The organism is Bacillus sp. AL-1R, assembly GCF_052180195.1.
GTDB lineage: Bacteria > Bacillota > Bacilli > Bacillales > Bacillaceae_G > Gottfriedia.
The window spans coordinates 4,323,859-4,343,342 of the sequence record NZ_CP197469.1 but is presented as its reverse complement, the minus strand read 5'-3'; the positions used below and the strand labels follow the sequence as shown (position 1 = coordinate 4,343,342).

The window sequence follows — 19,484 nt, the reverse complement described above, 5'->3', positions numbered from 1 at the left end:
GATAATTGAACAAATTAATTGTAAAGTTATCTAATTTGTGAAAAAGGGCGTGAAGCCCTTTTTCTTATATCAAAAAAGCGTTACGATAGACTTTGAATACATACTCTATTAATATAGAAAATCATAGTAACAAAAGAGGAACTATACATATGGCTAAAAAAAATAAAACTAAATTCGTTTGTCAGTCTTGTGGATATGAATCAGTTAAGTGGGTCGGAAAGTGTCCTGCATGTAACGAGTGGAATACAATGGTTGAATTTATAGAACAGCCTGCTAGTTCAAGAAGGCTGACATTTAATACGAATGCTACAGTAGAAGGAACGAAACCAATTTCAATCATGGAAGTGGAAATAGGAACTGAAACTCGTATCGAAACCTCCTTTGATGAGTTTAACCGTGTTTTAGGTGGTGGTATCGTTTTAGGTTCATTAGTATTAATTGGTGGTGACCCGGGAATTGGTAAGTCAACGATGCTTTTACAAGTTTCCTCACAATTGGCTAAAAAGGATCATAAAGTTTTATATGTTTCAGGTGAAGAATCTCAGAAGCAAATAAAATTAAGAGCAGAGCGATTAGGTGTCGCTACACAAAACTTATATGTTTTATCCGAGACAGATTTGTCTTATATTGCTCGATATATGGATGAGATGTCTCCTGATTTTGTTGTAATTGATTCGATTCAAACAATCTATTTACAGGAAGTAACATCTGCTCCTGGTAGTGTTTCACAAGTTCGAGAGTGTACTTCAGAATTAATGAAAATCGCTAAGACAAAAGGGATCCCAATTTTTATTGTAGGTCATGTGACGAAAGAGGGGGCAATTGCCGGCCCACGACTACTAGAACACATGGTAGATGCAGTGTTATATTTCGAGGGTGAAAGACATCATACATATCGAATATTAAGAGCAGTTAAAAATCGTTTTGGATCTACTAATGAAACAGGGATTTTTGAGATGAAAGAGTTAGGATTAGTAGAAGTGCTGAATCCATCAGAAATATTTTTAGAAGAGAGACCTTTTGGAGTAGCAGGTTCCACTGTTGTTGCTTCTATGGAAGGAACTAGACCTGTACTTGTTGAACTACAGGCACTTGTCTCTCCAACGAGTTTTGGAAATGCAAGGCGAATGGCAACAGGGATAGATCACAATAGAGTGTCGTTAATTATGGCTGTATTAGAAAAGAGAATGGGTCTTTTATTACAAAATCAAGATGCTTATTTAAAGGTTGCCGGAGGACTGAAGTTAGATGAGCCGGCTGTAGACTTAGCTGTTGCGGTAAGTATAGCATCAAGCTTTCAAGATAAACCTACTAATCCAACAGATGTAGTCATTGGTGAAATTGGTTTAACAGGAGAAGTTAGAAGGGTATCTAGAATAGAGCAAAGAGTACAAGAAGCAGCTAAACTAGGATTTAAAAGAGCGATAATTCCATCAAAAAATATTGGTGGGTGGAGTTTTCCTGAAGGAATGGAAATAATAGGTGTTAATACGGTACATGAAGCATTAAAATACGTGTTAGGAGGGTAGAGATGGAGGATCAAAAACAAAAAGCTAAATCAATGTTGCCAGTTTTAGAAATGATTGCTCCAGGTACACCATTGCGAGATGGCATTGATAATGTACTTAGAGCTCAGACTGGTGGATTAATTGTACTTGGCTTTAATGATGAAACAAAGGAAATGGTCGATGGAGGTTTTCATATTAATGACCCTTTCTCTCCAGCTAGCTTATATGAATTAGCTAAAATGGATGGAGCACTCATTTTAAATGAAACAGGGACAAAAATCCTGTTGGCAAATGCACAATTAATACCAGATCAATCAATATTTACAAAAGAAACTGGTATGCGTCATCGAACTGCAGAACGAGTATCAAGACAGACAGGAAACTTAGTCATTGCTATTTCGCAAAGACGTAATGTGATTACCTTATATAAAGGTAATTTACGCTATACGCTGCGAGATATTGGCGTGATTTTAACAAAAGCTAATCAGGCGATTCAAACCCTTGAAAAATATAAAATTGTGTGGAATCAAGGGATTACTTCACTTAGCATTTTAGAATTTGAAGAGCTAGTTACATTATTTGAAGTTGTAAATGTGTTACATAGTGTTGAAATGGTACTTCGAATTAAAAATGAAATTAATAACTATGTAATTGAACTTGGTGATGAAGGAAGGCTGATTGAATTACAGTTAATTGAGATCATTTCGGACCTTGAGGAGGAGGCATTACTTTTAATAAAGGATTATCATTATAGTAAGGAAGAAGATCCTAAAAGTATTTTGCAAAAACTCCAAGAGCTCGCAAACGAAGAATTGTTAGAGGATCATGACATTATTAAATTGTTAGGTTATCCAAATAACACTAATCTTGAGGAAATGGTAGAACCTAGAGGGTATCGGATGTTGATGAAAATTTCTAGACTGCCGCCGCTAGTGATTGAAAACTTAACACAGCGATTTAAGCACCTTAAAGGAATCTACAAGGCTACTCTTGCTGAGTTAGATGATGTTGATGGAATTGGTGAAATTCGTGCAAAAAAAATCAAAGAAGGGTTAAAACGAATTCAAGAGCAACTGTATATCAATAGACATAACTAAGTTACTTCGTCTAAGATAGAGTTAATTATTTATTTAAAGGAGGTGGCGAGTTGATAAAGAGGATCGTTCAAGTTATTTATATTTTTGTCGGAAGTACTTTAGGTTTAGTACTTTTTCCACTATTAGATAAACTGTTGAAAACAGAGTTACCTAATATATTGCAAAATTCTTATGTGCAGGCTTTAAGTGGAGCAGTGATCTTTTTTATTTTATCGCTTTGGTTAGTTGATCCAACAGTAACGTTTATCAAGTATATTGAGGAGAAATTATTAAAAGCTCCTATTTCAATGATTTTGTTTGGTAGTTTAGGACTTGTTTTTGGACTTATTCTGGCATTTCTTATTTCATTGCCAATTGACTCAATTAGATTACAGTATGTTTCATCAATTATTCAAATCGTTATTACGATTTTATTAGGATATTTAGGTTTTCAAGTTGGGATTAAAAAGAGAGAAGAATTATTGAGTTTATTTACTCTATCTTCAAAAGCTAAGAAAAAAGCTGCTGAAGAGCAAGATGCATCTTTTGATATACCAGTTAAAATTTTAGATACTAGTGTAATCATCGATGGTCGTATTGCTGATATTTGTCAAACTGGATTCATTGAAGGAACTATTGTGATTCCACAATTTGTATTAGCAGAATTACAATATATAGCTGATTCCTCAGATACGTTAAAACGAAATAGAGGACGAAGAGGATTAGATATTCTAAATAGAATTCAAAAAGAGCTAGCTATGAAAGTTGAAATCTACGAAGGGGATTTTGAAGATGTTCCCGAAGTAGATGCTAAGTTAGTAAAACTTACTAAATTAAAAAATGGTATTTTAGTGACAAATGACTTTAATTTAAATAAGGTAAGTGAACTACAGCAAATTAAGGTTTGGAATATTAACGATCTAGCTAATGCAATTAAACCAGTAGTATTACCTGGGGAAGTATTAACTGCTTTTGTAGTAAAAGAAGGTAAAGAAAAACTACAAGGTGTTGCATATTTAGACGATGGTACAATGATTGTTGTTGAAGATGGTAAAGAATCAATTGGTAAACGAGTAGAGACAGTCGTTACGAGCGTACTACAAACTTCTGCAGGTCGTATGATTTTTGCAAAGGTAAAGTAAGTTAGAGGGGTATACGTAAAATGCAATATAAGGTCATCATTCCAGCAGCGGGCTCTGGCTCACGAATGGGTGCAGGTTATAATAAATTATTTCTTAAAATAATTAGCTCGCCAATTATTGAATTAACTTTAAAAGTTTTTGGCGAAGATGATCGTTGCAATGAGATTATCTTACCGATTAAAGAATCAGAAAAACAGTTTTTTGAAACATTAAATTTGCCAAGTTGTATTCAAAATAAAATAACCTACGTAAATGGTGGAGCAGAAAGGCAAGAAAGTGTTTATAATGGTTTAGTTTCAATAAAGGATACTGAAAGTTTTATTTTAGTACATGACGGGGCGAGACCATTTGTAACAAATGCAGTGATTGATCGGATTCTTGAAAAGATGAATGAACATGAGGCAGTCATCTGTGCTGTTCCAATGAAAGATACAATAAAGAAAGTGATTGATCATGAAGTCGTTGAAACAATTGATCGTTCTACACTTTGGGGAGTACAGACTCCCCAAGCTTTTACATACAATTGCTTAATAGAAGCGCATCAAAAAGCAATCGAAAATGGTTATTTAGGAACTGATGATGCAAGCTTAGTCGAGTGGAACGGAAGTAAAGTTTTTGTAGTAAATGGAGATTATAACAATATTAAAGTAACAACTAAAGAAGACTTGTTTTTTGCAAAAACAATCTATGAACAATATAGAAGTTAGAAGGTGTTTACATGTTTAGAATTGGACAAGGGTTTGATGTTCACGCTTTTGCAGAAAATCGCCCGTTAATTATTGGTGGAATTGAGATTCCATACGAATTAGGTTTATTAGGTCATTCTGATGCAGATGTTCTTCTTCATACAATTTCGGATGCATTGCTAGGGGCTATTGGTGAAGGAGATATAGGTAGACATTTTCCGGATACAGATCCAGCTTTTAAAGATGCTGATTCAGCAAAACTACTTCAACACGTATTCCATCTTGTTAAGGATAAAGGCTATGAGTTAGTTAACGCGGATTGTACGATTATTGCTCAAGCGCCTAAAATGGCTCCATATATCGAATTAATGAGAGAGCGAATTGCAGAACTGCTTGAAACGACATCTGATTGTATTAATGTAAAAGCAACAACAACTGAAAAATTAGGTTTTACAGGAAGAAAAGAAGGAATTGCATCCCAAGCGGTTGTATTGTTACAAAAGAAGGCTTAAACTAATAAAGTATATTAATTATTCAGTGGAGAGTGTCTATAAATGTCAAATAGAGTAAGAGTTCGTTATGCACCTAGTCCGACAGGTCATTTACATATTGGAAATGCCCGTACAGCATTATATGTATATTTATTTGCTAAGCATTTTAATGGTGATATGGTATTACGTATTGAAGATACTGATATTGAACGTAATGTTGAAGGTGGCGAAGAAAGTCAAGCGAAATATTTACACTGGTTAGGGATCGATTGGGATGAAGGTCCGGATAAAGGTGGCGAATACGGTCCTTATCGTCAATTAGAAAGACTAGACTTGTACAAACAATATGCCAATGAATTAATTGAGAATGGTCATGCATACAAGTGCTATTGTACAGAGGAAGAGCTTGCAGCGGAACGTGAAGCACAATTAGCGGCTGGTCATCCAACTACACGTTATAGCGGGAAGTGTCGTCATTTAACAGCTGAAGAAAGAGCTGTAAAAGAGGCAGCAGGTGCAGAGTATACTATTCGTTTTGCAGTACCAGCAAACGAAACGTATGAATGGGAAGATATCGTTCGTGGAAATATTAAATTTGAATCAAAAGATATCGGAGACTGGGTTCTTGTTAAAAAGAACGGAATCGCTACTTATAACTACGCTGTAGTAGTTGACGATGCATTAATGAAGATTAGTCACGTACTACGCGGTGAAGAGCATATTTCTAATACGCCTAAACAATTAATGGTATATCGTGCATTAAATTGGGATGCTCCAGATTTTGGTCATATGGCTGTAATTGTGAACGAAAACCGTAAAAAGCTTTCAAAACGTGACGAATCTGTATTACAATTTATTGAGCAATATCAAAATCTTGGTTACTTACCAGAAGCATTATTTAACTTTATTGCTCTTCTTGGTTGGTCACCAGTTGGCGAGGAAGAGATTTTCAGCAAGGATGAATTTATTAAAATTTTCGATCCTAGCCGTTTAAGTTCTGCGCCAGCTATGTTTGATAAGCAAAAATTAACTTGGATTAATAATCGATATATTAAAGAACAACCATTAGAAAAAGTTGTAGAAATTGCATTACCACATCTAATTAAAGCTGGTTTTGTAAGTGAAGAACGCACTGCAGATGAAAATCTATGGGTTACAAATTTAGTAGCTTTATATCAAGACCAAATGAGTTTTGGAGCCGAAATTGTAGAACTATCAAGCTTATTCTTCAAAGAGGTCTTAACATTCGGTGAAGAAGAGCAAGCTGTTATTTCTGAAGAGCAAGTAAAGGAAGTACTTTCAGCATTAGTTGAAGAACTAAAAGCTTCTGAAGAATTTACAGTTGATTCGATTAAAGCTGCAATGAAATCAGTTCAAAAGTCAACTGGACAAAAAGGTAAAAAGTTATTTATGCCAATCCGTGTTGCAACAACTGGTCAATGTCATGGTCCAGAATTACCAGCAGCTATGACTTTATTAGGAAAAGAAAAAGTTATTGCTCGTTTACAACAAATAATTGGTTAACATTTTGATTAATTTGTAATATATATAAGTAATATTCATATAGGTAAAATGTTGAAAGGGAAAAGTAAATGATTACTCGTTACCTAGAGAGAATCACATTGGTGGAAGTGATTTTAACGATAATCATGGAAGTGCCCCCTTGAGTCCTTAGCCGAAAAATACGTTTTAGTAGGCTAAGGCGGTGGAAACCGTTATATTACATGAGTTGAGATAATTTATTTTATCTAAACAGAGTGGAACCGCGCGTAAAGCGTCTCTGTGTATTTTATGTACACAGGGACGCTTTTTATTTTTATAGAGAAAAAAATCAAATTCTTAATAAATTCTTTAAGGGGAAATGAAGATGCTAAAGTACATGAAGGAAGATGTAGCGACGATATTTGAACGCGACCCAGCCGCTACTAGCTATTTAGAAGTTATTCTTACGTATGCTGGTTTACATGCTTTATGGCTTTATCGATTTGCGCATTATTTCTATCGAAAAAAATGGCACTTTATTGCAAGAAGTATTTCACAGTTTGCGCGTTTTTTAACTGGTATCGAGATTCACCCAGGTGCGAAAATTGGTAGACGGTTTTTTATCGATCACGGAGCGGGAGTCGTAATTGGAGAAACATGTGAAATAGGTGATGATGTTACGATTTATCAAGGAGTAACATTAGGTGGAACCGGGAAGGAGAAAGGTAAGAGACATCCAACCTTATTGAATGGTGTACTTGTAGCTACGGGAGCAAAGGTTCTAGGGTCAATCACAATCGGAGAAAATGCAAAAATCGGTGCAAACTCAGTTGTACTAAAGGATGTTCCAAATAATACTACGGTTGTTGGTATACCTGGAAAGATAGTTGTTCAAGATGGAATTAGAGTAAATAATCAATTTGATCACTCTGATCTACCTGACCCAGTAGCAGATCGATTACTACAACTAGAAGCGGAATTAGAAGAGCTAAGAAGCCTAATGAGAATATCTGAAAGGAAGTAACACTTATGGCAATTCAAATTTATAATACATTAACAAGGAATAAAGAAGAATTTAAGCCTATAGAAGAAGGCAAGGTCAAAATGTATGTATGTGGACCAACAGTATATAATTATATACACATTGGTAATGCAAGACCTGCAATTGTTTTTGATACAGTAAGACGTTATTTTGAATATCGTGGATACGAAGTAAATTATGTTTCAAATTTCACAGATGTTGATGATAAGTTAATCAAAGCAGCAAATGAATTAGGTTCAGATGTCCCAACTATAGCAGATCGTTTTATTAATGCATATTTTGAAGATGTTCAAGCGCTAGGCTGCAAAACAGCAACGAATCATCCGCGCGTAATGGATAATATGGACATTATAATCGAGTTCATCGATGAGTTAGTAAAAAAAGGTTATGCATATGAATCCGAAGGTGATGTTTATTTCAAAACGAAGGAATTTGATGGTTATGGTAAACTTTCACACCAATCAATTGAAGACCTTCGAATTGGTGAAAGAATTGAAGTTGGTGAAAAGAAAGTAGATCCATTAGACTTTGCTTTATGGAAGGCAGCAAAGCCAGGTGAAATTTCTTGGGAAAGTCCGTGGGGGAAAGGTAGACCAGGATGGCATATTGAGTGCTCAGCAATGGCAAAGAAATATCTTGGAGAAACTATCGATATTCATGCAGGTGGTCAAGACTTATCATTCCCACACCATGAGAATGAGATCGCTCAGTCAGAAGCTTTAAGTGGGAAAACTTTTTCAAATTATTGGATGCATAATGGATACATCAATATTGATAACGAAAAAATGTCTAAATCATTGGGGAACTTTGTATTAGTACATGACATAATTAAAGTCATTGATCCGATGTTATTACGTTTCTTCATGTTATCAGTGCATTACCGTCATCCAATTAACTATAGCGAGGAAATTTTACAAGAGGCTAAAAATGGTTTTGAACGTATTAAAACAGCTTACCAAAATAGTAAGCATCGTTTAGAAAGCAGTACGAATTTAACAGAAGATGACAATAAGTGGTTAAAAGAAATAGCAGATGAAAAAACAATCTTCACAAAAGTAATGGATGATGACTTTAATACGGCTAATGCCATTTCAGTTTTATATCAGTTAGCTAAATTGGCAAATCAATATTTACTACAGACACATACGTCTACAAATGTATTAAATCAATTAATAGCAACTTTTGATGAATTATCAAATGTACTAGGCATTACGTTAGTTGAAGAACAAGCAATGCTAGATGATGAAATCGAAGCATTAATTCAAAAACGAACAGATGCACGAAAAAATCGTGATTTTGCATTAGCGGACCAAATTCGTGACCAATTAAAAGAAATGAATATTATCATTGAAGATACTCCTCAAGGTATTCGCTGGAAAAGAGGATAATTTCATGATCGAAAGTAACCAAAATATTGATGCTAAACAACTAAACAGTTTAGCACTTGCTTATATAGGTGATGCTGTATATGAAATTTATGTACGTCATCACCTCCTTGAAAAAGGAACAGTAAGACCTAATCAACTACACCGAGCAGCAACAAGATTTGTTTCTGCGAAAGGACAAGCTAAAGTAATTAGAGAAATGCTATATACTGAAATATTGTCAGAAGAAGAAGTTGCAGTTGTTAAAAGGGGTCGTAATGCAAAGTCAGGAACTGTACCAAAAAATACTGATGTACAAACATATCGATATGCAACCGCAATGGAAGCGTTAATTGGATACCATTATTTATTAAAAAATGAAGAAAGACTCAATACAATTGTACATTTTGCAATTCAATATATTGAGAATGATAAAGGAGCATAATATGTCTGAGGAATTTATTATTGGACGTAATCCAGTTATGGAAGCAATACGTTCAGGTCGAGATATAAATAAAATTTGGGTTAGCGAAGGTGCAAATAAAGGTCAAATCCATAAACTTTTAGAATTAGCTAACCAAAACAAAGTGATTGTTCAAACTGCACCAAACAAGAAATTAGATGGAATGGTTAAAGGAAATCACCAAGGTGTCGTAGCGCAAGTAGCTGCATATGAATATGTGGAAATTGATGATTTATTTGAAGTTGCTAGTAGTCGAAATGAACAACCGTTCTTCTTAATTCTTGATGAGATTGAAGACCCTCATAATTTAGGCTCAATTATGAGAACTGCAGATGCAGTTGGTGCTCATGGAATTATTATTCCAAAGAGAAGAGCGGTAGGTTTAACTTCAGCGGTTGCAAAAGCTTCAACTGGAGCGATCGAATACATTCCAGTAGCTCGAGTAACAAACTTAGCAAGAACTGTAGATGAATTAAAAGAAAGAGGAGTATGGATTTTTGGCACAGATGCAAAAGGTGCTGATGACTATCGTAACATGGATGGCCAAATTTCTCTTGGGTTAATTATTGGTAGCGAAGGTAAAGGTATGAGCAGGATCTTAAAGGAAAAATGTGATTTCCTCATTAAGCTACCAATGGTCGGTAAAGTTACATCGTTAAATGCGTCTGTTGCGGCTAGTTTATTAATGTATGAAATACATCGTAAGAGACACCCGCTTGGATCGTAAAAAGAAAGAGATACTTATTGTAGATGGTTATAACATGATTGGAGCTTGGCCGAATCTTAGGAAACTTCGAGAAATTGACTTTGACAAATCACGTGATTATCTAATTACTCAACTCGCTGAGTATAAGGCATATACAGGGATGCATATAATTGTTGTATTTGATGCTCATTTTGTTAATGGAATCGAAAAGATCGACAAGAATTCAAAGATTGAAGTGATTTTTACTCGAAAAAATCAGACGGCTGATGAAAAAATTGAAAAACTTGCAATTGAGCTTCGTCATGTTAACCATCATATTTATGTTGCGACATCTGACTTTACTGAGCAATGGCAAATATTTGGACAAGGTGCATTTCGTATACCTGCGATGGAACTATATCGATCGGTTACTCAAAATAAAAAAATGATAAGTAGTCGAATTAGTGAAATACCTGATCAAAGACTGACAATTAGCAAGACTTTAAATTCCGAACAAACAGAAATTTTAGAAAAATGGCGAAGAGGGGAACGATGACTTATTGTTTCCTTCTTCTTTGTGCTGTATAATTTAATTAAATTGTTTGGTCGGAGGTGCTAATTTTGAACGTTGAACAGGAATTGAAGCTAATGATAGAGTATGGACCTTTAGAAGATGAGGTAATTCTCGAATATGTTCGAGAAGGTGATCAAGAGGCACTAACATTTTTAATCCAAAAGTACCGAAATTTCGTTAAAGCAAAATCTAGGTCTTATTTCCTAATAGGAGCAGACCGTGAAGACATCATACAAGAAGGTATGATTGGATTATACAAAGCAATTCGTGATTATAAAGAAGACAAGCTCTCGTCCTTCAAGGCGTTTGCAGAATTATGCATAACAAGACAAATTATTACAGCGATTAAAACAGCTACTAGACAAAAGCACATCCCGTTAAATTCTTATGTTTCATTGGACAAGCCTATTTATGATGAGGAATCTGATCGTACTTTACTGGATGTTTTAACAGAAACAAAAAACATGGACCCAGAGGAACTTGTTATCAACCAAGAAGAAAATGTGGACATAGAGCTTAAAATGTCTGAATTATTAAGCGATTTAGAAAGGAAAGTATTATCACTCTATTTAGATGGTCGATCTTACCAAGAAATATCAGAAGAGTTAAATAGACATGTGAAATCGATTGATAATGCATTACAAAGAGTGAAACGAAAGCTTGAAAGATATATGGAAATAAGAGAACTGTCAGTTTAGTAAGATCAAGAAATTCCTTTATATCTCAATAATAGATAGGAATACAATGGTTAGAAATGAATTTGACAGTTTATAGTTCGCATGGTACATTTTTAATGGATAATTATAGATGAATTAGGTTGGTGTCACCATGAGAAAAAAAGTTGTCCTTTCGTGCGCTAATTGCAATAATAGAAATTACTCCACGATGAAGAATTCCTCTTCTGTAGAACGTTTGGAGATGAAAAAGTTTTGTAAAACATGCAATGAGCATACCACACATAAAGAAACAAAATAAATGAAGTAAGATAAATGATAATTGCGAATGTCCTTATTCATTATTTAAACTAAAGATTTAGCACTTTTTTGGACAAGGCGGACGTTTCGTAAATCTCTAAACTAGTATATATGGGGGTTGCATCTGTGGGTCGTATCGGTAAGTTTTTTCGCGAAGTAAAAAGTGAAATGAAAAAAGTTTCATGGCCTAAACGTAAAGAATTAGTTAATTCAACAGTTACAGTTTTAGCTACAGTTTTATTCTTTGTAGTATTCTTTGCTGTAGTTGACACAGGACTTTCTAAACTAATTCGACTTATTCTTGAATAAGTTAAAACTAATTGTGCTATAATGAGTGATAATGTTTAAAAAAAAGCCCGGTGACGGGTTTTTTAATTTGCAAAGAAAGTTGACCGGGGAGGGAAGGACGAGTAGTCCTCTAACATGGAAAAAAGATGGTATGTAGTTCATACTTACTCAGGATATGAGAATAAAGTAAAAGCAAATTTAGAAAAACGTGTAGAAACAATGGGAATGCAGGATAAAATTTTCCGTGTAATAGTTCCAGAAGAATCAGAAGTAGAAATGAAGAACGGTAAAGAGAAAGTAACAAAACGTAAAGTATTTCCAGGTTATGTACTAGTTGAACTAGTGATGACTGATGATTCTTGGTATGTTGTTCGTAATACACCGGGAGTAACTGGTTTCGTTGGCTCGGCTGGATCTGGTTCAAAACCAACTCCACTGTTAGAAGAAGAAATTACACATATTCTAAAACATATGGGTCTAGATGAACAAATAATTGATTTTGATTTAGATATTAATGAAGTGGTTCGATTAAAAGAAGGTCCATTTGCTAATTACACTGGATCGATTAAGGAAATCGACTTCGAAAAGAAAAAAGTGACTGTGTTAGTAGAATTCTTTAATAAAGAAACGCCAGTTGAACTGGATTTACATCTTGTTGAAAAATTATAATACAAGACCTTGCATTTTTAATTTTAAAATGTTAGACTTTTAAAGGTCAATATGCATCGAAATGATGATATTAACTTCTGTATAAGAATATGCATGTAAATGCAAAACGATATGAGTGGGAGGGTGTAAAACCCTATTACCACATCACGGACTTAAGGAGGTGTGTCTCGTGGCTAAAAAAGTAATTAAAATGGTAAAATTGCAAATTCCTGCAGGGAAAGCAAACCCAGCACCACCAGTTGGTCCTGCACTAGGACAAGCAGGTGTTAACATCATGGGATTCTGTAAAGAGTTCAACGCTCGTACAGCTGACCAAGCTGGTCTAATTATTCCTGTTGAAATCACTGTATTCGAAGATCGTTCGTTTACATTTATTACGAAAACTCCTCCTGCTGCTGTGCTTCTTAAAGTAGCGGCTGGTATCGAGTCTGGTTCTGGTGAACCAAATCGTAAAAAAGTAGCAACAGTTAAACGCGATAAAGTGCGTGAGATTGCTGAACAAAAAATGCCTGACTTAAATGCTGCTTCTGTTGAAGCTGCTATGCGTATGGTAGAAGGTACTGCACGTAGTATGGGTATCGTTATTGAAGACTAATCCCATCTTCAATAAGGTGTGATTGAGGAGGTTGCGAACATCATTTGATGTGTTTTATCGCAACCTTTATTCGTGGGAGGAAAATCCGTTAAAACCACATTAGGAGGAATAAAACATGGCTAACAAAGGTAAAAAATACCAAGAAGCTATTAAATTAGTAGATCGTACAGCTGTTTACCCAGTAAACGAAGCTGTTGAACTTGTTAAAAAGACTGCAACTGTTAACTTTGATGCAACAGTTGAAGTAGCATTCCGTTTAGGAGTAGATCCAAAGAAAGCTGACCAACAAATTCGTGGTGCAGTAGTTCTTCCACACGGTACTGGTAAAGTACAACGTGTATTAGTATTCGCTAAAGGTGAAAAAGCTAAAGAAGCTGAAGCTGCTGGTGCTGATTTCGTAGGCGATGCTGACATGATTAACAAAATCCAACAAGGTTGGTTCGATTTTGATGTAGTAGTAGCAACTCCAGACATGATGGCTGAAGTTGGTAAATTAGGACGTGTATTAGGACCTAAAGGTTTAATGCCAAACCCTAAAACAGGTACAGTTACATTTGACGTAACAAAAGCTGTTAACGAAATCAAAGCTGGTAAAGTTGAATACCGTGTTGATAAAGCTGGTAACATTCACGTGCCAATCGGTAAAGTATCTTTCGAAAACGAAAAGTTAGTAGAAAACTTTACAACAATCTTTGAAACTATGTTAAAAGTTAAACCTGCTGCTGCTAAAGGAACATACATGAAGAACGTAGCAATCACTTCAACTATGGGCCCTGGTATTAAAGTAGACACAGCTAGTTTCTAAGATAAAAAACAAAGTTGACAATTCGACAAGAACTCTCTATAATGGAGATTGTCTTGCTAATTAAATAGACTACCGTAGACAGTAGGTGCTATAGCTTAATATCCTACCGAGGTGTATAACTGATAAATTCGTGCATATACAACCTCCATGTCTTTTTTTCGAAAAGTTCGTGGAGGTTTTGCTATGGTTACACTTTTGCGGTATACACACTAAAATCCACAGGAGGTGTAATAAATGAGCGCAGTATTAGAAGCTAAAAAACAAATTGTATCTGAAGTATCTGCTAAATTACGTGATAGCAAAGCAACAGTTGTTGTTGACTACCGTGGTTTAAACGTTGCTGAAGTAACTGAATTACGTAAGCAATTACGTGAAGCTGGCGTTGAGTTCAAAGTTTACAAAAACACTTTAACTCGTCGTGCTGCTGAAGAGGCTGGCTTAGCTGGTTTAAACGAATCATTAACTGGTCCAAACGCAATCGCGTTTAGCATGGAGGATGTAATCGCTCCTGCTAAAGTAATCAACGATTTCGCTAAAAAACATGAAGCTTTAGAAATCAAAGCTGGTGTAATCGAAGGAAACGTTGCTACTGTTGAAGAAGTTAAGGCTCTTGCTGAACTTCCATCTCGCGAAGGTTTACTTTCTATGTTGCTTAGCGTGCTACAAGCACCAATCCGCAACTTCGCTCTTGCAACTAAAGCAGTTGCAGAACAAAAAGAAGAACAAGGCGCATAATGCCAAGATCGCTTAAAATATATAATTTAAAGGTATAAACAAGGAGGAAATTAACAATGACTAAAGAACAAATCATTGAAGCAGTTAAAAATATGACTGTATTAGAATTAAATGACTTAGTAAAAGCAATCGAAGAAGAGTTCGGCGTAACTGCTGCTGCTCCTGTAGCTATGGTAGGTGGCGCTGTAGAAGCTGCTGCTGAGAAAACTGAATTTGATTTAGTATTAGCAAGCCCTGGCGACCAAAAAATCAAAGTAATCAAAGTTGTTCGTGAATTAACTGGTTTAGGATTAAAAGAAGCTAAAGAATTAGTTGACAACACTCCTAAAGCAATTAAAGAAGGAATCAGCAAAGAAGAAGCTGAAGAAATGAAAGCTAAACTTGAAGAAGTTGGCGCTAACGTAGAAGTTAAGTAATTTCTAAAAGTTTTTAAGAAAGCTCGCATTTATGCGAGCTTTTTTTGTACATATGGAATTATTTTTGGGAAGACTGTTGATAAGTATATATATGGAAGAAGGATTTTTTTATGGCAGATCATTATTTTACAAATCAACCGAATAGTAAAACTGATAAAAAGATATTTTCGTTTACTCTGAGAGGAAATGAGTTGAAATTCCATTCTGATTCTGGTGTTTTTTCTAAGAATGAAGTTGATTTTGGATCACGTGTTTTAATCAACGCGTTCACATTCCCTCAAGTTGAAGGTGATATTTTAGATGTCGGATGTGGTTACGGTCCAATAGGATTATCGATTGCAAAAGATGATTCTAATCGAATAGTTGAAATGGTTGATGTGAATTTAAGGGCGATTGAATTAGCAAAAGAAAATGCGGATGTAAATAAAATAGAAAATGTAAAAATCTATGAAAGTAGCATCTATGAAAACGTAAGTGGTGAATATGCTGCTATTTTAACAAATCCTCCAATTCGTGCTGGAAAAAGTGTTGTTCATGAAATTTTAAAAGGTGCTCATGAAAGATTGGTCTCGGGTGGAGAGCTTTGGGTTGTTATACAAAAGAAGCAAGGAGCGCCATCTGCTCTTGATTTATTGAAAGAAACTTTTGATGAGGTTGAAGTAGTAAAAAAAGATAAAGGATATTATATCATAAAAAGCAAAAAAGATTGACTGTATTTTTTGCTTGTGATAGTATTATTAAATGCCAATATATATTTATTTTCAAAAATGATTTTTTTTGAAAGTGAGTATATTTCTATATTCTTTGGAAATGATAGTAAAATGACTGTCGTTGAGTTTAATAAATGGTTTTCATTTTGAAACCATTTTATTTTTTGTTTAACAAGTAAGGGGTTATTTCTGCTTATTTGTTACTATTTTTTTGTTTTAAATACTCTTGATTTAAGGGGTGAATATGTTGACAGGTCAACTAGTTCAATATGGACGACACCGCCAACGCAGAAGTTATGCTCGTATCAGTGAAGTTTTAGAGTTACCTAACTTAATTGAAATTCAAACAGCATCTTACCAATGGTTCTTAGATGAAGGTTTGAGAGAAATGTTCCAAGACATTTCACCAATTGAGGATTTCACAGGTAATCTATCATTAGAGTTCATTGATTACAGCCTAGGTGAGCCGAAGTATGTTGTAGAAGAATCGAAAGAGCGTGACGTAAACTACGCTGCTCCACTTCGAGTGAAAGTTCGCCTATTAAATAAGGAAACTGGCGAAGTTAAGGAGCAAGACGTTTTCATGGGGGATTTCCCACTGATGACGGACACAGGCACATTCATTATTAATGGTGCTGAACGTGTAATCGTTTCACAATTAGTACGTTCTCCAAGTGTGTACTATAGTGGAAAGATCGACAAAAATGGTAAAAAAGGTTTTACGGCTACAGTTATTCCGAATCGTGGTGCTTGGTTAGAGTACGAAACGGACGCGAAGGATGTAGTTTATGTACGTATTGACCGTACAAGAAAATTACCTGTAACGGTACTACTACGTTCGCTTGGGTTTGGTACAGACCAAGAGATTCTAGACTTATTAGGCGAAAATGAATACCTACGTAATACACTTGAAAAAGATAATACAGATAGCACCGAAAAGGCGCTTCTTGAAATCTATGAAAGATTACGTCCGGGTGAACCACCTACAGTAGAAAACGCTAAAAACCTATTAATTACTCGCTTCTTTGATCCGAAGCGTTATGACTTAGCTAGCGTTGGACGCTACAAAATAAATAAAAAATTACACATTAAAAATAGACTGTTTAACCAACGTATTGCAGAAACATTAGTGGATCCAGAAACTGGTGAAATTATTGTAGAAAAAGGGACAACTCTTGATCGCCGTACGTTAGACCGTATTCTTCCATTCTTAGAAAAGAATATTGGTGAAAAGGTTGCTCACCCTGCTGGTGGCGTATTAGAAGATGAGATTACTTTACAATCTATTAAAATTTACGCTCCTGTAGAAGATGGTGAACAAGTTATTCAAGTTATTGGAAATGCGAATGTAAGCAAAAGTGTGAAAAACATTTCACCTGCAGACATTATTGCTTCAATTTCTTACTTCTTTAACCTGCTACATAACGTAGGTGACACTGACGATATTGACCATTTAGGTAATCGTCGTTTACGTTCAGTTGGTGAATTACTTCAAAACCAATTCCGTATCGGTCTATCTCGTATGGAACGTGTAGTACGTGAACGTATGTCAATTCAAGATACGAACGCAGTTACTCCACAGGCATTAATTAATATTCGCCCTGTAATTGCTTCAATTAAAGAATTCTTTGGTAGCTCGCAGTTATCTCAATTCATGGACCAAACAAATCCTCTTGCTGAATTAACTCATAAACGAAGACTATCAGCACTTGGACCAGGTGGTTTAACACGTGAACGTGCAGGATTTGAAGTGCGTGACGTTCATTACTCTCACTATGGTCGTATGTGTCCGATTGAAACGCCTGAGGGACCAAACATCGGATTAATTAACTCATTATCTTCTTATGCAAAAGTAAATCAATTTGGTTTCATTGAAACCCCATATCGTCGTGTAGACCCTGAAACTGGACGTCTAACTGATAAAATTGACTATTTAACTGCTGACGAAGAAGATAACTATGTAGTTGCCCAAGCGAATGCTCGTTTAGGTGAAGATGGTAGTTTCTTAGATGAAGATGTAGTTGCTCGTTTCCGTGGTGACAACACTGTTGTAAAACGTGAGCGTATTGACTATATGGATGTATCTCCAAAACAAGTAGTATCAGCTGCGACAGCATGTATTCCTTTCTTAGAGAACGATGACTCAAACCGTGCCCTAATGGGAGCAAACATGCAACGTCAAGCAGTACCATTATTAAACCCTGAATCTCCAATCGTAGGTACAGGTATGGAATACGTATCAGCAAAAGACTCAGGTGCTGCAGTAATTTGTAAACACCCAGGTATCGTTGAACGTGTTGAAGCGAAAGAAGTTTGGGTACGTCGCTACTCAGAAGTAGATGGACAAAAAGTTAAAGGTGACCTTGATAAATATCGTATGTTAAAATTCGTGCGTTCTAACCAAGGTACTTGTTATAACCAACGCCCGATCGTAAGTGTTGGTGACGAAGTAGTAAGAGGTGAAATTCTTGCAGATGGACCTTCAATGGAAAAAGGTGAATTAGCACTAGGACGTAACGTGTTAGTAGCATTCATGACATGGGATGGTTACAACTACGAGGATGCGATCATTATGAGTCGCCGTCTTGTTAAAGAAGATGTTTACACTTCAGTTCATATTGAAGAATATGAATCAGAAGCTCGTGATACAAAATTAGGACCTGAAGAGATCACTCGTGATATTCCAAACGTTGGTGAAGATGCACTTAAAAATCTTGATGAGCGTGGTATTATCCGAATTGGTGCAGAAGTAAAAGACGGAGACTTATTAGTTGGTAAAGTAACGCCTAAAGGTGTAACTGAATTAACTGCTGAAGAACGCCTTCTACATGCAATCTTCGGTGAAAAAGCTCGTGAAGTTCGTGATACATCTTTACGCGTTCCACACGGTGGAGGCGGAATTATTCTTGATGTGAAAGTATTCACTCGTGAAAACGGTGATGAATTACCACCAGGAGTAAACCAACTTGTTCGTGTATATATCGTTCAGAAACGTAAAATCTCTGAAGGGGATAAAATGGCTGGACGACATGGTAATAAAGGGGTTATCTCTCGAATTTTACCAGAAGAAGATATGCCATTCTTACCGGATGGAACGCCAGTTGATATCATGTTAAATCCATTAGGGGTACCTTCTCGTATGAACATCGGTCAAGTATTAGAGCTACACTTAGGTATGGCTGCAAGATATCTTGGCATTCATGTAGCTTCTCCTGTATTTGATGGAGCGCGTGAAGAAGATGTTTGGGGAACAATTGAAGAAGCTGGTATGGCACGTGATGCGAAAACTGTACTTTATGATGGACGTACAGGAGAGCCATTCGATAACCGTGTATCTGTTGGTGTCATGTATATGATTAAACTTGCACACATGGTTGACGATAAGCTACATGCTCGTTCAACAGGACCTTACTCACTTGTTACGCAACAACCACTTGGTGGTAAAGCACAATTTGGTGGACAACGTTTTGGTGAGATGGAGGTTTGGGCACTTGAAGCATACGGTGCTGCTTACACATTACAAGAAATCTTAACAGTTAAATCTGATGACGTTGTTGGACGTGTGAAAACATACGAAGCAATTGTTAAAGGTGAAAATGTACCAGAACCAGGTGTTCCTGAATCATTCAAAGTATTAATTAAAGAATTACAGTCACTTGGTATGGACGTTAAGATGATGTCTGCTACAGACGAAGAAATTGAAATGCGTGATACTGAAGATGATGATGATCAAGCTTCAGAACATTTAGCGATGGATATGGAATACGTAAAAGAATAAG

Annotated in this window: 21 protein-coding genes and 2 other annotated features; all 21 genes read left to right on the top strand. The window is 35.8% G+C overall.

Annotated features, from left to right (window positions below):
- Positions 1-149 precede the first annotated feature (149 nt).
- The 21 genes from radA to rpoB all read left to right on the top strand — a co-directional run bounded on the left by radA (position 150) and on the right by rpoB (position 19,483).
- On the top strand, positions 150-1,529 hold the full coding sequence (gene radA, locus ACSBO6_RS20765) for a DNA repair protein RadA (protein WP_098848471.1): 1,380 nt from the start codon (positions 150-152) through the stop codon (positions 1,527-1,529).
- Between the two features lie 2 nt (positions 1,530-1,531).
- On the top strand, positions 1,532-2,605 hold the full coding sequence (disA, locus tag ACSBO6_RS20760) for a DNA integrity scanning diadenylate cyclase DisA (RefSeq protein WP_098848470.1): 1,074 nt from the start codon (positions 1,532-1,534) through the stop codon (positions 2,603-2,605).
- A gap of 50 nt (positions 2,606-2,655) precedes the next feature.
- Complete coding sequence (locus ACSBO6_RS20755; protein WP_098848469.1) at positions 2,656-3,726, top strand: PIN/TRAM domain-containing protein; 1,071 nt, start codon at positions 2,656-2,658, stop codon at positions 3,724-3,726.
- A 20-nt stretch (positions 3,727-3,746) separates the two neighbouring features.
- Complete coding sequence (gene ispD / locus ACSBO6_RS20750) at positions 3,747-4,433, top strand: 2-C-methyl-D-erythritol 4-phosphate cytidylyltransferase (RefSeq protein ID WP_098848468.1); 687 nt, start codon at positions 3,747-3,749, stop codon at positions 4,431-4,433.
- 11 nt (positions 4,434-4,444) lie between these two features.
- A complete protein-coding gene (ispF, locus tag ACSBO6_RS20745; protein WP_098848467.1) occupies positions 4,445-4,924 on the top strand; it encodes a 2-C-methyl-D-erythritol 2,4-cyclodiphosphate synthase in 480 nt (159 codons plus the stop codon).
- Positions 4,925-4,966: 42 nt separating this feature from the next.
- Complete coding sequence (gene gltX / locus ACSBO6_RS20740; protein ID WP_098848466.1) at positions 4,967-6,427, top strand: glutamate--tRNA ligase; 1,461 nt, start codon at positions 4,967-4,969, stop codon at positions 6,425-6,427.
- Between the two features lie 42 nt (positions 6,428-6,469).
- Positions 6,470-6,688: a binding site (T-box leader), on the top strand.
- Positions 6,689-6,770: 82 nt separating this feature from the next.
- Positions 6,771-7,409, top strand: a complete 639-nt coding sequence (gene cysE / locus ACSBO6_RS20735; protein ID WP_098848465.1) for a serine O-acetyltransferase — start codon at positions 6,771-6,773, stop codon at positions 7,407-7,409.
- Positions 7,410-7,414: 5 nt separating this feature from the next.
- Positions 7,415-8,815, top strand: coding sequence for a cysteine--tRNA ligase (gene cysS, locus ACSBO6_RS20730; RefSeq protein ID WP_498843948.1), 1,401 nt, complete (start codon positions 7,415-7,417; stop codon positions 8,813-8,815).
- A 4-nt stretch (positions 8,816-8,819) separates the two neighbouring features.
- Positions 8,820-9,236, top strand: coding sequence for a Mini-ribonuclease 3 (locus ACSBO6_RS20725; RefSeq protein ID WP_098848463.1), 417 nt, complete (start codon positions 8,820-8,822; stop codon positions 9,234-9,236).
- A gap of 1 nt (position 9,237) precedes the next feature.
- Entirely contained in the window at positions 9,238-9,981 is a 744-nt protein-coding gene (gene rlmB / locus ACSBO6_RS20720; RefSeq protein WP_088014618.1) for a 23S rRNA (guanosine(2251)-2'-O)-methyltransferase RlmB, read from the top strand.
- Between the two features lie 34 nt (positions 9,982-10,015).
- Entirely contained in the window at positions 10,016-10,495 is a 480-nt protein-coding gene (locus ACSBO6_RS20715) for an NYN domain-containing protein (protein WP_483295215.1), read from the top strand.
- 65 nt (positions 10,496-10,560) lie between these two features.
- The gene (gene sigH, locus ACSBO6_RS20710; protein WP_056467364.1) at positions 10,561-11,211 is read left to right on the top strand and encodes an RNA polymerase sporulation sigma factor SigH; all 651 of its coding nucleotides are present in this window, start codon (positions 10,561-10,563) and stop codon (positions 11,209-11,211) included.
- A gap of 130 nt (positions 11,212-11,341) precedes the next feature.
- The gene (rpmG, locus tag ACSBO6_RS20705; protein ID WP_082459366.1) at positions 11,342-11,488 is read left to right on the top strand and encodes a 50S ribosomal protein L33; all 147 of its coding nucleotides are present in this window, start codon (positions 11,342-11,344) and stop codon (positions 11,486-11,488) included.
- 125 nt (positions 11,489-11,613) lie between these two features.
- The gene (gene secE / locus ACSBO6_RS20700) at positions 11,614-11,796 is read left to right on the top strand and encodes a preprotein translocase subunit SecE (RefSeq protein ID WP_098848461.1); all 183 of its coding nucleotides are present in this window, start codon (positions 11,614-11,616) and stop codon (positions 11,794-11,796) included.
- Between the two features lie 114 nt (positions 11,797-11,910).
- Positions 11,911-12,444: a transcription termination/antitermination protein NusG gene (nusG, locus tag ACSBO6_RS20695; protein ID WP_098848460.1), complete on the top strand. Its 534-nt coding sequence runs from the start codon at positions 11,911-11,913 to the stop codon at positions 12,442-12,444.
- A gap of 169 nt (positions 12,445-12,613) precedes the next feature.
- The gene (gene rplK / locus ACSBO6_RS20690; RefSeq protein WP_056467373.1) at positions 12,614-13,039 is read left to right on the top strand and encodes a 50S ribosomal protein L11; all 426 of its coding nucleotides are present in this window, start codon (positions 12,614-12,616) and stop codon (positions 13,037-13,039) included.
- 115 nt (positions 13,040-13,154) lie between these two features.
- On the top strand, positions 13,155-13,844 hold the full coding sequence (gene rplA, locus ACSBO6_RS20685) for a 50S ribosomal protein L1 (RefSeq protein ID WP_098848458.1): 690 nt from the start codon (positions 13,155-13,157) through the stop codon (positions 13,842-13,844).
- A gap of 54 nt (positions 13,845-13,898) precedes the next feature.
- Positions 13,899-14,035 (top strand) — a sequence feature (ribosomal protein L10 leader region).
- Positions 14,036-14,078: 43 nt separating this feature from the next.
- On the top strand, positions 14,079-14,579 hold the full coding sequence (gene rplJ / locus ACSBO6_RS20680; RefSeq protein WP_098848457.1) for a 50S ribosomal protein L10: 501 nt from the start codon (positions 14,079-14,081) through the stop codon (positions 14,577-14,579).
- 56 nt (positions 14,580-14,635) lie between these two features.
- Positions 14,636-14,995 carry a 50S ribosomal protein L7/L12 gene (gene rplL / locus ACSBO6_RS20675; RefSeq protein WP_098848456.1) on the top strand — a complete coding sequence of 120 codons (360 nt, stop codon included), beginning with the start codon at positions 14,636-14,638 and terminating at the stop codon, positions 14,993-14,995.
- A gap of 110 nt (positions 14,996-15,105) precedes the next feature.
- The gene (locus ACSBO6_RS20670; protein WP_498843947.1) at positions 15,106-15,705 is read left to right on the top strand and encodes a class I SAM-dependent methyltransferase; all 600 of its coding nucleotides are present in this window, start codon (positions 15,106-15,108) and stop codon (positions 15,703-15,705) included.
- A 247-nt stretch (positions 15,706-15,952) separates the two neighbouring features.
- Positions 15,953-19,483, top strand: coding sequence for a DNA-directed RNA polymerase subunit beta (gene rpoB / locus ACSBO6_RS20665; RefSeq protein ID WP_098848454.1), 3,531 nt, complete (start codon positions 15,953-15,955; stop codon positions 19,481-19,483).
- Position 19,484: the final 1 nt, after the last annotated feature.